This window comes from Sediminibacillus sp. JSM 1682029, from assembly GCF_041366435.1.
GTDB lineage: Bacteria > Bacillota > Bacilli > Bacillales > Amphibacillaceae > Sediminibacillus > Sediminibacillus terrae.
This window is the reverse complement of sequence record NZ_JBEWYY010000007.1, coordinates 200,084-213,647: the sequence shown is the minus strand read 5'-3', so window position 1 is coordinate 213,647 and position 13,564 is coordinate 200,084. Positions and strand designations below refer to the sequence as shown.

The 13,564-nt window shown below is 46.0% G+C and carries 13 protein-coding genes, 1 tRNA gene and 1 riboswitch; of the genes, 2 read left to right on the top strand and 12 right to left on the bottom strand.

What is annotated here, in order from left to right; translation table 11 throughout:
• Positions 1 to 25 precede the first annotated feature (25 nt).
• Together sppA and ABVF09_RS13580 are read left to right on the top strand one after the other, a co-directional pair.
• Positions 26 to 1,021, top strand: a complete 996-nt coding sequence (gene sppA, locus ABVF09_RS13585; RefSeq protein ID WP_026570914.1) for a signal peptide peptidase SppA — start codon at positions 26 to 28, stop codon at positions 1,019 to 1,021.
• Between the two features lie 12 nt (positions 1,022 to 1,033).
• Positions 1,034 to 1,516 (top strand): RDD family protein, encoded by a 483-nt coding sequence (locus ABVF09_RS13580; protein ID WP_153463267.1) that lies wholly within the window; start codon positions 1,034 to 1,036, stop codon positions 1,514 to 1,516.
• Positions 1,517 to 2,134: 618 nt separating this feature from the next.
• On the opposite strand, the gene clpP is transcribed toward ABVF09_RS13580, so the two are convergent.
• The 12 genes from clpP to ABVF09_RS13520 form a co-directional block, all read right to left on the bottom strand.
• Positions 2,135 to 2,722, bottom strand: a complete 588-nt coding sequence (gene clpP, locus ABVF09_RS13575) for an ATP-dependent Clp endopeptidase proteolytic subunit ClpP (RefSeq protein WP_026772301.1) — start codon at positions 2,720 to 2,722, stop codon at positions 2,135 to 2,137.
• Positions 2,723 to 2,948: 226 nt separating this feature from the next.
• The gene (locus ABVF09_RS13570; RefSeq protein WP_026570911.1) at positions 2,949 to 3,551 is read right to left on the bottom strand and encodes a response regulator; all 603 of its coding nucleotides are present in this window, start codon (positions 3,549 to 3,551) and stop codon (positions 2,949 to 2,951) included.
• A complete protein-coding gene (locus ABVF09_RS13565; RefSeq protein WP_371069395.1) occupies positions 3,532 to 4,920 on the bottom strand; it encodes a sensor histidine kinase in 1,389 nt (462 codons plus the stop codon). The genes ABVF09_RS13570 and ABVF09_RS13565 overlap by 20 nt, the downstream gene beginning before the upstream one ends.
• A 20-nt stretch (positions 4,921 to 4,940) precedes the next feature.
• Positions 4,941 to 5,534, bottom strand: coding sequence for a DUF6305 family protein (locus ABVF09_RS13560; RefSeq protein WP_026570909.1), 594 nt, complete (start codon positions 5,532 to 5,534; stop codon positions 4,941 to 4,943).
• A 137-nt stretch (positions 5,535 to 5,671) separates the two neighbouring features.
• Entirely contained in the window at positions 5,672 to 6,586 is a 915-nt protein-coding gene (gene nikC, locus ABVF09_RS13555; RefSeq protein ID WP_153463271.1) for a nickel transporter permease, read from the bottom strand.
• A gap of 20 nt (positions 6,587 to 6,606) precedes the next feature.
• Positions 6,607 to 7,611 (bottom strand): ABC transporter permease, encoded by a 1,005-nt coding sequence (locus ABVF09_RS13550; RefSeq protein WP_026772303.1) that lies wholly within the window; start codon positions 7,609 to 7,611, stop codon positions 6,607 to 6,609.
• A 94-nt stretch (positions 7,612 to 7,705) separates the two neighbouring features.
• Complete coding sequence (locus tag ABVF09_RS13545) at positions 7,706 to 9,346, bottom strand: ABC transporter substrate-binding protein (protein WP_371069394.1); 1,641 nt, start codon at positions 9,344 to 9,346, stop codon at positions 7,706 to 7,708.
• 44 nt (positions 9,347 to 9,390) lie between these two features.
• Complete coding sequence (locus ABVF09_RS13540) at positions 9,391 to 10,377, bottom strand: ABC transporter ATP-binding protein (protein ID WP_153463275.1); 987 nt, start codon at positions 10,375 to 10,377, stop codon at positions 9,391 to 9,393.
• Positions 10,374 to 11,375: an ABC transporter ATP-binding protein gene (locus ABVF09_RS13535; RefSeq protein ID WP_371069393.1), complete on the bottom strand. Its 1,002-nt coding sequence runs from the start codon at positions 11,373 to 11,375 to the stop codon at positions 10,374 to 10,376. The genes ABVF09_RS13540 and ABVF09_RS13535 overlap by 4 nt, the downstream gene beginning before the upstream one ends.
• A gap of 437 nt (positions 11,376 to 11,812) precedes the next feature.
• A tRNA-Arg gene (locus tag ABVF09_RS13530) sits at positions 11,813 to 11,888 on the bottom strand.
• 124 nt (positions 11,889 to 12,012) lie between these two features.
• Positions 12,013 to 12,171: a Spo0E family sporulation regulatory protein-aspartic acid phosphatase gene (locus ABVF09_RS13525; RefSeq protein WP_081704649.1), complete on the bottom strand. Its 159-nt coding sequence runs from the start codon at positions 12,169 to 12,171 to the stop codon at positions 12,013 to 12,015.
• A 179-nt stretch (positions 12,172 to 12,350) separates the two neighbouring features.
• Positions 12,351 to 13,175: a manganese catalase gene (locus tag ABVF09_RS13520; RefSeq protein ID WP_026772305.1), complete on the bottom strand. Its 825-nt coding sequence runs from the start codon at positions 13,173 to 13,175 to the stop codon at positions 12,351 to 12,353.
• Between the two features lie 231 nt (positions 13,176 to 13,406).
• Positions 13,407 to 13,514: riboswitch (SAM riboswitch) on the top strand.
• Positions 13,515 to 13,564: the final 50 nt, after the last annotated feature.

Sequence of the window (13,564 nt, the reverse complement as noted above, 5' to 3'; positions counted from 1 at the left end):
CAAGCCGACAGAGGAGGATTTAATGATGAATGGAAAACGCTGGCTGGCGCTGCTCATAGCGGCAGGTTTATTTTTAATTTCGATTGGAGTACAGTTCGCAACCAGTCTGGCATCCACCAATTTCGAGGATGTATTCACGCAGCAGGATGAATTGTTTAATGAAACGGTTATCGAGAGTGGGACAAGCGGAAGTAAGATCGCCGTACTCCACTTGGAAGGAGTAATTCAAGATACCGGGTCTGGCTCATTACTGAATAACTCAGGCTACAACCACCAAAACTTTTTGCGAATGCTTGAAAAGGCGGGAGAGGACAAAAGCATCGATGGGATAATTCTCCGTGTGAACACTCCTGGCGGCGGGGTAGTCGAAAGTGCCGAGATCCATGACAAAATTGTAGAAATCCAGGAAAGTACAGATAAACCTGTCTATGTATCCATGGGCAATACGGCTGCTTCTGGTGGCTACTACGTGTCTGCCCCTGCCGATAAAATTGTGGCCAATGCGGCAACGTTGACAGGATCGATTGGTGTGATTATGGAAAGCATCAACTATGCGGAATTGGCAGAAGAATACGGAATAGATTTCAATACAATCAAAAGCGGAGAATACAAAGACATCATGTCTGGTTCACGCCCGATGACGGAAGACGAAGAAGCCATTCTTCAGACGATGGTCGATGAGCTGTATGATGAATTTGTCCAAGTCATTGTCGATGGCCGCGGGATGGAAGAAGCAACGGTCCGTGAGCTGGGAGATGGCCGAGTGTACACTGGCAAGCAAGCCCTGGATAACAAGTTGATTGATGGGCTTGGCACGCTGGATGACACGATAGCGATGATGGAAGAGGAGAATGAATTGGGAGAAGCGCAAGTTATTCAGTATAAAACCGGCTTCCATTTTGACCAGCTGCTTGGAATGACTGCGCAAAACTTCTTCGGTCCGGACATGAAATTGGCTGGCCTTCAGGAATTGATCAGGGAGTCAGATGCTCCGCGGGCCATGTATCTGTATTCAAGGTAGGGGGTGCTGTAGATGAGCAATCATGATCAAGAAAACTGGCAAACGGTTGAACATTCAACAAATGACTTGAGGAAAAGACGTTATGCTGGATTTTGGATGAGGTTTTGGGCGTACATAACGGACTTGCTCGTGGTATTTAGTGTCAATGGTATCTTGCTTAGTCCGTTTCATTTTATCAATGACGGCCAGCAACTTGATATTGGTTTTTGGACGGTGACAGGGATACTGGGCTCGATTGTTTTTTATGTGTATTTTTTGTTGATGACCAAATTCTTTGGCCAGACGCTTGGAAAGATGCTGTTTGGTCTTCGGGTGGTCCGGGAAGATGATAGTTCGTTGACCTGGAGTGATTTGTTGTTTCGTGAGGTGGTGGGAAGATTTATCCATAGAGTCTTGTTTTTCACTCCTGTGCTCTATGCGGTTGTGGCCTTCACGGATCAAAAGCAAGGAGTGCACGACCTGTTCGCGAGCACCCGTGTCATCCATACGGAATAACTTTAGGCAGGCTGTCTCGGTTATAAGGCAGCCTGCCAATTTTAATGAATCGTCTCGAACTATCGCCTTGGTGGAAAGGGAAGAAGAAACTTCAAAAACGGCATGCTATGTTAACGAAGTGAAAGCATGGTGAAGGTGTGGAGTTAAAACTCAACTTGTTAAGAAGGCAGTATTATCATTGATAAATATATTTGCAAAAAAAATTTAAAGATTCCTATCGCAGCTGTGTTGCTTTTCAAGCTTTACAGATTGAGGGAACTGCGAATTAATTCTTTCATTCTGAAATAGATAAGGATAAAATGTCGCTGCAGCAGAACACTTCGTTTCATGGTAACGGCCACAGTCAGGGTTCTACTGGAATATCCTTCTTTGCACCCTTGGGTCGAGGAAGTTCACCAGCCGCCCGCGGAAAGCGTAAGATATTTCCTTAGCGCTGGACAACATCCCTTTCATTCAAGGCACCAAGTATTTCAATATAAATTATTACGTAGATTGTATTTTTTTATGAAAGATTATAAAAAGAAAAAACCGGACGATAATCCTCAGGATTTCGGATTATCGTCCGGTTTTCGTTTTGGGCACTATGTTTTTGTCCCAGTCTTTTGATTTCCCTGTTTATTAGTCAGGCTTTTTTTCCATTACTTTGTCGATCAGACCGTATTCAACAGCCTTGGAAGCTTCCATGAAGTTATCACGGTCTGTATCGCGCTCGATCACTTCCAACGGTTGACCAGTACGCTCAGAAAGAATGTGGTTCAGCTTACTGCGCATTTCAATAATTCTTCTTGCATGAATTTCGATATCCGCTGCCTGACCTTGCGTACCGCCAAGCGGCTGGTGGATCATGACTTCACTGTTAGGAAGCGCATAACGCTTGCCTGGTTCACCTGCTGCAAGAAGGAAGGCGCCCATAGAAGCTGCCATCCCGATGCAGATGGTGGAAACGTTCGGTTTGATGAACTGCATGGTATCATAAATTGCCATGCCGGCCGTGATCGAACCACCTGGCGAATTGATGTAGAGCGAAATATCTTTATCCGGATCTTCAGCAGCAAGGAAAAGCAGCTGTGCGACGATTGTATTGGAAACATTGTCATCGATTCCGCTTCCCAGCATGATAATGCGGTCTTTTAACAGACGGGAATAAATATCATATGCACGTTCTCCGCGGTTTGTTTGTTCAATAACTGTAGGAATTAAATTCATTGGATAGTTCCTCCTTTTTTAGTTCTTTCATCCTTATGATGAATGACTAATTTCATCTTACTCCAATAGGTCAATAAAGGTCAAACAAAAAACACTTTGCATATGTAAGAAGTGTTCGACCTTTTTTGCCGGTCGGAAAAACCGGATTATCGCCGTTCACAGTAAGAATTTAATCTATAACCATCGTTCCCTGATTTCCGATAAATAAACTTAACAAGTCGGCTGTTTACGTTATTTTATATTTGTTTTTCGGCCTTCCCTTGCTGCCATATTGGGACAAGACCGTGATTTCCCCTCGTTCGGCCAGATAATTCAGGTAACGGTGTACCGTTTGATAGGCAACAGGCAAACTTGCTTGTATTTCAGATATCGTCAACGGCCGTTCTTGCTGGTAAAGAAAATGTTTTATTGTCCGCAATGTTTCTGCTTTGATGCCTTTTTCTACAAAAACATCTTTTTGTCCCGCTGTCAATTTGCCGACTTTCATGTTGAGGCGTATCCTCGATAGGAGGTCAGGGGCTTTTATGGGCTTTAAAGCAAAATCCGTTGCACCTGCCTGCAGAAATTGCTCGGCAATTTCATGGCGTTCGTCGACCGTCAAGATGATGATCGGGACCGAAGCATTCATTCCACGGATGGTTTTGGTCGTTTTCAGTCCGTCCCAGTCCGGCATATGGTAATCAATCAGAACCACGGAAGGGGACACTTTTCGAAACAATTCCACACCCGCTTTTCCCGTAGACGCTTCACATGCCTCCCAATCAGCAAACGAACAGATTTCTTTGATGGTAAAACGAATATCTTCATTATCATCGATGATCAATATCATAAAAGGCGCCTCCTTGACCGGAAGACACCGGCAGGTAAATATCCATTTGTGTATGACTGCCGGGGGTACTTGAAACGAAGATGGTACCCTGGTGATTCTCGACAACACGTTTCACGAAGGACAAGCCGAGACCGGACGAGTCTTTCGTGCTAAAACCTTCCTTCCATATTTCCTGCATAAGTTCCTCCTTTATTCCTGGACCATTGTCTCTGATTTGAAACCGTACCGTATCATTCACTTTTTTGACATCGATCTGGATAAATCCTGCTTTTCCTTCAAAAGAAATAATCGCATTTTCCAGCAGATTGGCAATGGCTCTGGCAAAACGGATTTTATTGACATGGATATAGGGCAGGTTTTCCTGCACTTCCATTTCGAGACGGATTTTTTGATCGTCCAGCACTAAATGGCTGATCACATAACGTAGAAATTCGTCTACATCAATCTCTTTTTTCGTGTTCTCATAGAGGATTTCCGAAATCATTTCATTCATTTTATCAATGGAATGATCGACCCGGGTTAGATAATCCTGCAGTTTCTTGTCTTCAGTTTTTTCATATTTCATCGCAATCAGGGAGATCAGTCCCCGCACTGTCACTAATGGTGTTTTCAAGTCATGGACCAGTGAATGGATTTCCTCGTAGACCTTTGATTCTGTTAGCGCAAACCGGGTTTCCTTGAGTTCCTTCTCTTGTACTTGGAACCTTTTCAGGGTGGTGATTTGGATGTTGAATAAATGGACCAGCAGGGCAAAGATAACGGCAATGAGAAAAAAAATGGCGAACAGAACAAAGTAAAGCGCTGTAAATAATTGATCCTCGGTGATGAAACTATCGGCTGTTTTCAAACTGATCGCTAAATCATCTGCTCCGAAGCTCCATTGCGAAAGCAGCGGAATCAAATTTAAACATTGCATGGCAGTGATCAAAAAAAATAAAATGACTGCAAACGTTAAATAATAATATCTTTGTTTGGTGATATAGGAATTCAAAGCCAACAGCAGACCCAATGAGAAAAAGTGCGGTGCATAGGAGGACGATTCTCCATAAAACTCATTGATCAAAAAGACGGCTGTTAAGGTGGCACTGATAAAAAGGAATGAAAATGCAATGCTGTCTGTATTTTTGGTTAAGGCACTGACAATTAGCAACGTACTGAAATAAATCAAAAAATAAAGAAGTGCATTTCTGGATATGTAGGCGAACGATGCTATCAGCAATTGTCCACTATCCATGATTTCCATGCTTTCCTGCAGTCTATCGATGATGAAGGAAACCCATTCAGCCGACAGACTAGGGAAAAACAGCCCATAGGTTAATAAAAAAACCCCGATCAGCCCTGGAATGGTATTATTCTTGTAATCTGCCATGTTTCCCCCTTCCTTCTCCGCTAGCGGAATGCCGAATTCAACGGGGTATGAAGGTCTTCCAAATCCTGTACGAGAGTAACAGGGACATTGGCGGCATCCATTGATTCGATGATTTTTGTCGAACTGCTGATTGACTTCAGACCTAGAAAATAATCAGCATACGGAGCGGTGGTTTCTATCAACTCTACGGTTTGATTATCCTGTCGTTTGGTTCCCGCGACATGCAGGATGATCACCGGCACTTCTCTTAATTCTGCTTCATTAAGCAACTGCTTGATCCTGTCCGATTCCTCTGTAAATGTCTTGTTTCGGTATTGCAGCCCATAGGGACTATTACCGACAATGATGACTAGCGTCCGGTAATCATAAAGGTCAGATGCCAAGGCACGTGGCCGGTAATCTCCTTCTAAGTGTAAATCCTCAGCCATTTTGGCTAGCAGAAGATTTTCGGGTGCTTGCCCGGCAGAAGTGAATAAAATGGTTTCTTCTCCGATCGGTGCTGGCAAATTCGGATATGAGTTGATGGAAGCTGCGGAATCCGGGCGTGCGAACGGTGAGGCTGCCAGCAAAAGGCCCGCGAGAAAGCAACCGATGACAGCGCTTGATTTTTTCATGTCTGTACCTCCAATTTCCATCCAAACAAGGTAAAGCCACTCCAGGCTTTACCTTTAGTTTACACGATTTTCTGATTTGATGGGCAGCGAACTTGCGGGACCTCGTCCTGCAGTTTATGGCCGCAACCGTACCATTCTTATTGTTTAAGCCGTGGATCCAATGCATCACGCAAACCGTCGCCGAATAAGTTGAAGCCTAAAACGACCAAGAAAATGGCCAATCCAGGGAATGCGACAACCCATGGAGCGGTCTGCAATGCAGCCCTCCCGTCACTCAACATGGCGCCCCATTCTGGGGAAGGAGGCTGTGCACCAAGTCCAAGAAAACTAAGCCCGGCAGCATCCAGAATGGCCGTCCCGATGCTGAGCGTGGCTTGGACGATGATCGGTGCGAGACAGTTCGGCAAAACATGCTGGAACAGGATCCGGTTGTTTTTAGCCCCGATCGCTCTCGCTGCTTCAATGTATTCCGTTTCTTTCACGGATAAAACGGTGGAACGGACAATCCTGGCAAATTGGGGAACACCTACAATTCCGATGGCAATCATCGCATTTGTCAAGCTTGCCCCCAGGACTGCGACCAATGCAATGGCCAGCAGGATACTCGGAAACGCCATCAGGATGTCGATCACGCGCATGATGACCTGGTCCACCCATCGGCCGAAATATCCGGCAATGCCGCCGAGCAGAATCCCGATAACCGCGGATATTCCGACGGCAATCAAACCGATTTGGATGGAAATCCGCGTGCCATATACAATCCGACTGTAAATATCTCTTCCCAGCTCATCCGTTCCGAGCCAGTGATCGCCGGAAGGAGCGAGGTAGCGGTCAAGCAATTGTTGATCTGTCGGATCGTGGGTAGCCACAACGGGGGCCATTGCTGCCACGACGAGTAAAAGCAAAATGATAAGCAGGCCGATAAAGGAAGTCTTGCTTCTTATCAATCTGCTAAAAGCATCGAGCCACAGACTTGAAGACTTGGCTGTTGCCGCTTTTTCCCGCTCTGGCACTCCCGGTGGGGTCGGTGTGGTTTGTGGTATTGCTGCCATTCTATCATTCACATCCTTTCTTAATCGTAACTGATCCGAGGATCAAAGTATTTGTACAACACATCGGTAATCAGATTAACCAGCACAAAAATAACAGCGATAATGAGTATGGAGCTTTGCACAACAGGATAGTCCCTTCCCATGACTGCCAGATAGACATAGCGTCCGATTCCTGGCCAGGAAAAAATGGTCTCGGTCAGTACTGCTCCGCCGAGAAGGAGGCCGAATTGCAGCCCGATGACGGTAAGTACCGGAAGAAACGCATTTTTCAGCGCATGCTGGAAAACGATCAGGTGACGGGCGAGGCCCTTGGCGCTTGCCGTTCGTATGTAATCCTGTTTCATGACTTCCAGCATACTGGACCGTGTCATCCTTGCGATGATTGCCATCGGTATGGTTCCAAGTGCGATTCCCGGCATCAGCAAATGGGAAAACACATCTTTAAATGCTGCCCAGTTGCCGGTAAGCAAACTATCCAGCAAATAGAAATTGGTGATGGTATGAAGTTCGATGTCGTTCGAAATCCTGCCCGAGGCAGGCAATATATTCAGTTTGACGGAGAACAGCCAAATCATCATCAACCCAAGCCAGAAAATCGGGAGAGACACACCGAACAACGCTCCGCTCATACTAAGATTGTCGAACCAGGAGTACTGTTTGACTGCGGCGATCACCCCTGCCAATATCCCGACGACCATCGCCAATATCATGGCAAAAACCGTTAATTCTACTGTGGCAGGAAGTCTGCTCGCAATTTCGATGCTTATTTCTTCTTGGGACTTTACCGATTCACCTAAATCCCCTTGAAGGATTTTTCCTACAAAACGGCCATATTGGACGACATAAGGATCATTCAATCCCAGTTCCTCCCTGAGCTGTTCCAGCTGGGATTCTGTCGATTTCTCACCAAGCATGCTCCTTGCCGGATCGCCTGGTATCAAATGGATCAGCGAGAAGGTCAGAATCGAAACCCCGAGAAGTACCGGGATCAGCATGACCAGTCTTCGCAAAATATATTTAAGCATCACGTTTCCTCCTTTCCATGATAGGGGTAAAGATGAGAGAAGTTACCTTGGCGGCAGCCAAAGTAACTTCTGGATAAGCTTCATATAAGACGGATTAGCGACTGATATCCAGGAAGTTGAACGGTTCGCTTCCAGTCGGGTGTGGAAGGTAGTCGACTACATCCTTGCTGGCTGCAAGCGGTGGTGTCGTATGGGCGATCGGGAACCATGGCGCATCTTCATGGATGATTTCCTGTGCTTCCATATACAGTTCCGAACGTTTTTCCTGATCCATCTCAGTCTGTGCTGCTTTTAACAAGTCGTGCACTTCATCGCTTTTGTAAAAAGCGACGTTTCCTGCAGAGCCCATTTTGGCATTGTCTTTATCAAGCAATACGTACAGGAAGTTGTCAGGGTCCCCGTTGTCCCCGGTCCAGCCAAGGAAGGCCATATCGTGCTCGCCGTTTTCTGTGGCAGCCAGATGGGTATCCCAGTCGTTCTCCACGATTTCCACTTCTATGTTAACTTCCGCAAGCATTTCCTGGATTGCCTGTGCTGTAACTTTCGGCTGCGGCAAGTAAGGACGTGGATTTGCCATGGAATAAAGCGTCACTTTGAATCCATCGGCATAGCCGGCTTCAGCCAACAGTTTTTTTGCTTCTTCAATGTCGTAACCATAGTCTTCAATTTCGTCATTGTACCCCCAAAGGGAAGGAGGCATCGGATTTTTGGCAGCTTTTCCTACACCTTCGAACAGAGTCAGCAATTTTTCTTTATCAATTGCCAGGTTAATGGCCTGGCGAACCTCTTTGTTGCCCATCGGGCCTTCCTGGTCCGTGTTCATTGCCATATAACTAACGTTCATCGACGGTCTGCGGATGATTTGCAGGTTTTCATCGGACTCCGCTTGTTCAATATCCTGTGGATTCAGTCCGTTCATGACATCGATGGATCCAGATTGCAATTCCATGAAACGGGCACCGTTATCTGGAATTGTCCGGAAAATGACTTTGTCGACCTTGGCCGGCTCATCGAAATAATCATCGTTTTTAACGACCGTAATGCTGTCGTCTTTCACCCATTCTTCGAATACAAACGGTCCTGTTCCGACCGGATTTTTGAAGTAATCATCACCATATTCCTCGACCGCATCAGGACTAGCGATACCGAATGGAGGCATAGCAAGCGTGTACAAGAAAGGAGCATTCGGTTCGGATAAAGTGAATTTCACTTCGTAGTCACCGGTAGCTTCTACCTTTTCAATGATGCCTTTCAAATTGTCCTCTGTCGCACCGAACATGTAGCCATAGTAAATGAAGTCGGCAGATGTAGCCCAGCGCTCAAAGTTGAATACAACATCTTCAGCAGTAAAATCGCTGCCATCATGGAATTTCACGTCATCGCGCAGCTGGAATGTCCAGACTAACCCATCTTCGCTAGTTTCCCATTCTGTTGCCAGTGAAGGCCTTACCTCGGTGCTGTCTTCTTTGTAGCGGACCAGCGTATCATACAACTGGTTGGTGACATAGATGGATTCACCGTCGGTAATTTGCGAAGGGTCCAGCTGAACCGAGTCGGCGCCGCGTCCGAATACAAGCGTTTTTTCACCATCCTCTCCGCTTTCTGTGTCGTCACTCGCTTCAGCAGTGTCATCCCCGGTATCCTCCGACCCGGCTTCGTCACTGCTGCAGCCGCTGGCAATCAACATAACGAATAGCAACATACCAAATAAAGTCCATAATACTTTTTTATTCATTCTTATCCCCCTTAAAGAATTTTATTTAGAATTGACGCTGGAGGTCAGTACTCAAGCGCCACTTCTTTCACAAAATGACAAGCAGCCTGTTGGCCATCCGTTGAAACCTGTTTGAGTTCCGGATTTACGTTCCGGCAGATTTCCTCTGCATAAGGACACCGGGTGTGGAATTTGCAGCCCGCAGGCGGGTTGGAAGGAGACGGAAGGTCCCCTTTAATGGTGATTCGTTCCCGTGATACTTTCGGGTCTGCTTCCGGAATAGCCGACAGCAATGCCTGGGTGTACGGGTGTTTCGGGTTTGCATAAAGTTCCTCGACTTCACCGATTTCGACGATTTGGCCGAGATACATGACCGCGACACGGTCACTGATATGATGGACGACACTCAGGTCGTGGGCGATGAACAAGTAGGTCAATTGGAATTCTTCTTGCAGTTCTTCCATCAAGTTGATCACCTGGGCTTGAATAGATACATCTAGAGCCGAAACAGGTTCATCGCAAATCACCAATTCCGGGTCCAGTGCCAGGGAACGGGCAATTCCTACACGCTGTCGTTGTCCACCGCTGAATTCATGGGGATAGCGTTGTTTATGATAGGAACTGAGCCCGACGACTTCGAGCAGTCGATCAAGCTTCTGCTTCCGTTCTCCTTTCGGCATACCGAAGATTTTCATTGGTTCGGTGATGATTTGTTCGATTGTTTTTCTTGGATTGAGGGAAGCGTAGGGATCCTGGAAAATCAATTGCATGTCGCGCCTTAGCTTTCTAAGTTTTTCGCCACGGTAGCCAGTGATATCTTCTCCATTGAAGCGAATTTCCCCGGAAGTCGGTTCCAACAGCTTTAAAATCGCGCGTCCGGTGGTCGATTTGCCACATCCGCTTTCTCCGACAAGTCCCAGTGTCTCCCCTTTGTTGACTTGAAAGGAAACACCGTCTACGGCCTTGACGGCCCTCTTTTCTTTTTCGAATAAGCTGCTTCCTTTTATCGGAAAATGCTTTTTCAAATTGTTTACTTCTAATAAAACGCTCATTCCGACACCACCTTTTCTTCATCTTCTTCATATAACAGGCATCGGACATGGTGATTTGCTGCTTGTTCTGTCCATGCTGGGTCATGGCTTAAACAGCTTTCCATTGCATGAGTGCACCTTGGCGCAAAGCTGCATCCGCCGGGAAGGGCACGCAAATCTGGAGGAAGTCCTTGGATGGCAGCCAATTTTTCCTGTTTGGCCCCGATGCGGGGAATCGAATTCATTAAACCCAGCGTATAAGGGTGCTTTGGCTGTTCAAACAAAGTATTCTTGTCTGTGTATTCGACAGGTTTTCCGGCATACATGACCATGACCCTGTCGCAAACCTCCGCCACAACGCCAAGGTCGTGGGTAATCATGATAATGGCCATTCCCAGTTCCTTTTGCAGTCTGGCCAACAACTCTAATATTTGTGCCTGGATGGTAACATCAAGGGCGGTCGTCGGCTCATCGGCAATCAAGACTTCGGGGTTGCAGGCCAGTGCCATGGCGATCATCACGCGCTGCCGCATGCCTCCGCTGAATTCATGCGGATAGTTTTTCAAACGGCCCCGCGCTTCCGGAATCCCGACTAAATCAAGCAGTTCGACAGCCCGGTCTTTGGCCTGCTTTTTGCTCATTTTTTCATGGACCAAAATCGTTTCGACCATCTGTTTTTCCACAGTAAAAACGGGATTGAGGGAAGTCATCGGATCCTGGAAAATCATCGAAATCTCTTTACCACGAATTTTCCGCATTTGCTTTTCCGATTTTTTCAGCAAATCTTCTCCTTTAAACAAAATTTCGCCATCGACTATTTTTCCGGGAGGAGAAGGAATCAGATTCATGATCGACATAGCTGTGATACTTTTTCCTGATCCGGATTCTCCGACTATTCCGAGTGTCTCGCCGGGACTGATGGCAAATGAAACGCCATCGACAGCTTTGACAACGCCTGATTTGGTGAAAAAGTGGGTATGTAGTTGCTTGACTTCCAAAATAGGTGTTTTGGAATTCATGCTCGACCTCCTTACTGAGTGGTGGGTGTTTTCTTCGAGAATCCGAAAATATAGGTGAAGTTTAACAAATCGGACTTTTCTGAATTATCTACTTATTATACATACTATGACGAGCTTGTGGAGTTTTTCTCATTTTTCTCATAAAAAGTCTATGGGTTGGGAGGGGGCGCCTGGTTTTGCTCGAAAATAGAGTGGGGATGAAGTTCCTTTTGCATGGAGAGCGACCCGGCTTTGCACTTCATAGGGAGTGTGAAGCGCGTTTTGTGAGGAGAGGGAATCGGAGTTGCACTTGATAAGGTTGTTGAAGCAGATTTTACCAGAATCACTCAAATGTGATTACATTCATGATGCAGTAGCACCCGGCAAACAAACAGATCCAGAAAAAAGAGTGTCCCCAAGTCGATAAAACAACTTGGGAAACACTCTTTTTAAAAGTACGCGCTCGGAGGGATTCGAACCCCCGACAGACGTGGTACCGGAAACCACCGCTCTATCCGACTGAGCTACGAGCGCAATATAATAGGTTGTCGGTTCTCATATTCAGTTCCGACTGACAACGACTATTATACGATAATAAATTTTCGAATGCAAGAGGAAAAATACAACCAATTGAACTGGCAGTCAAAAGGCAACTGGATTATTGCTGTCGTTTTTGTTGTTCCAGCTGGTTGATGGCCTTGTCCAATGTTTGGGATATTTGGAGTACTTCTTGTCCACTCGGATTTTTATTGTATGCTTCATACATTTTAACCCGCAATGCTTCGATTTTTTCTTCTAATTCTTGCAAGTAAACCATGACTGCCCTCCAGGAAAAGTGTATCACGGTATGTACTTCCCTGGATCAGCGGAAAAAAACAATGAAAAAAGTGATCTTTCAGCTTGTAATCAAACCCCAGGGGATAAAGCATAGCTACAAACAAATCTAAAAAAATAGACCTGTGCACCGAGACGCGTGCACAGGTCTGTTTCACTTGTTTATTTATCAAGGGGAGGTGTTGCATGTACATAAGGAGGAGCTGGTTTCAGTTCTGGTTTTCCTCCAAAGCCTACCGGTTCGCTTTCATATTGGAAGTCATGGCCATCGGGCGCATTGCCAGAAGCCCAAATACCGCGTGCACTATCCTCGCCTTCAGAAAAGTTGTACAGTTTATGAGAGAAATCCAATGCTTCCCATTCAGCCGGCACTGTGGTAGGAGTGATTTTGCCGCCTTCTTTTTCTTCTAATTCCTGCAGGGCTGCCATCCATTGGTTTTGATGCATGGTATCTCTGGCCAGCAGGAAGGAAAGCATGTCTTTGACACCGCGATCTTCCGTCAATTCATATAGACGGGCAACCTGCAATCTTCCTTGCGACTCTGCGTTCAGGTTTGCGCGCATGTCTGCCATCAAGTTGCCGCTGGCGATGATATATCCTGCACTCCATGGCACGCCTGCACTGTTTTCCGGAGTGGCTCCGAGTCCGGAAACAATTGCGTGATGCGGATTCATGCCACCCATGATTGCGCCGATCACAGGGTCTTCGGCCGCTTTTTCCTGTTCATTGATTGGCGCTCCATCCAGTAAACGTGCAACCATAGTGGCGATCATTTCTACGTGGCCGAGTTCTTCTGCGCCAGTATCCATGATCAAGTCTTTATACTTTTCATTTCCGCGCGTATTGAAACCTTGGAATAAATACTGCATCGCTACAGACATCTCACCGAATTGTCCACCTAAAATTTCTTGCAGCTGCTTGGCGAAGAGTGGGTCGGACTTTTCTGGTTTTGCATGATACTGAAGTTCTTTTCTGTGAAAAAACAAGTGAAAAACCACCTTTTTAAGTAATTTGTCTGTTTTCGTCTGACTTCGATATCGCTGACGGGCCCGTCCTTTCGCGACAGTTAACCTCTTCCCGCAAGTCACAACGGATAAACGGATTATTCTTATTTTTTCTTGATAATGATTTTAAAAAATGAAATAGGCAGAAAACCTGTTGACAGGTCTTCTTCTACATGCTACAATTCTGGTTAAATCAAAACGGAATATTGCGAATACTTATCCAGAGAGGTGGAGGGACTGGCCCGATGAAACCCGGCAACCTTTAAGCCACGGCTTAAAAAGGTGCTAATTCCTGCTGAGCGAAAGCTTGGAAGATAAGGAGTGAATTGATAACCAATGCCTCTCTATCTTCTGGAGAGGCATTTTTTATG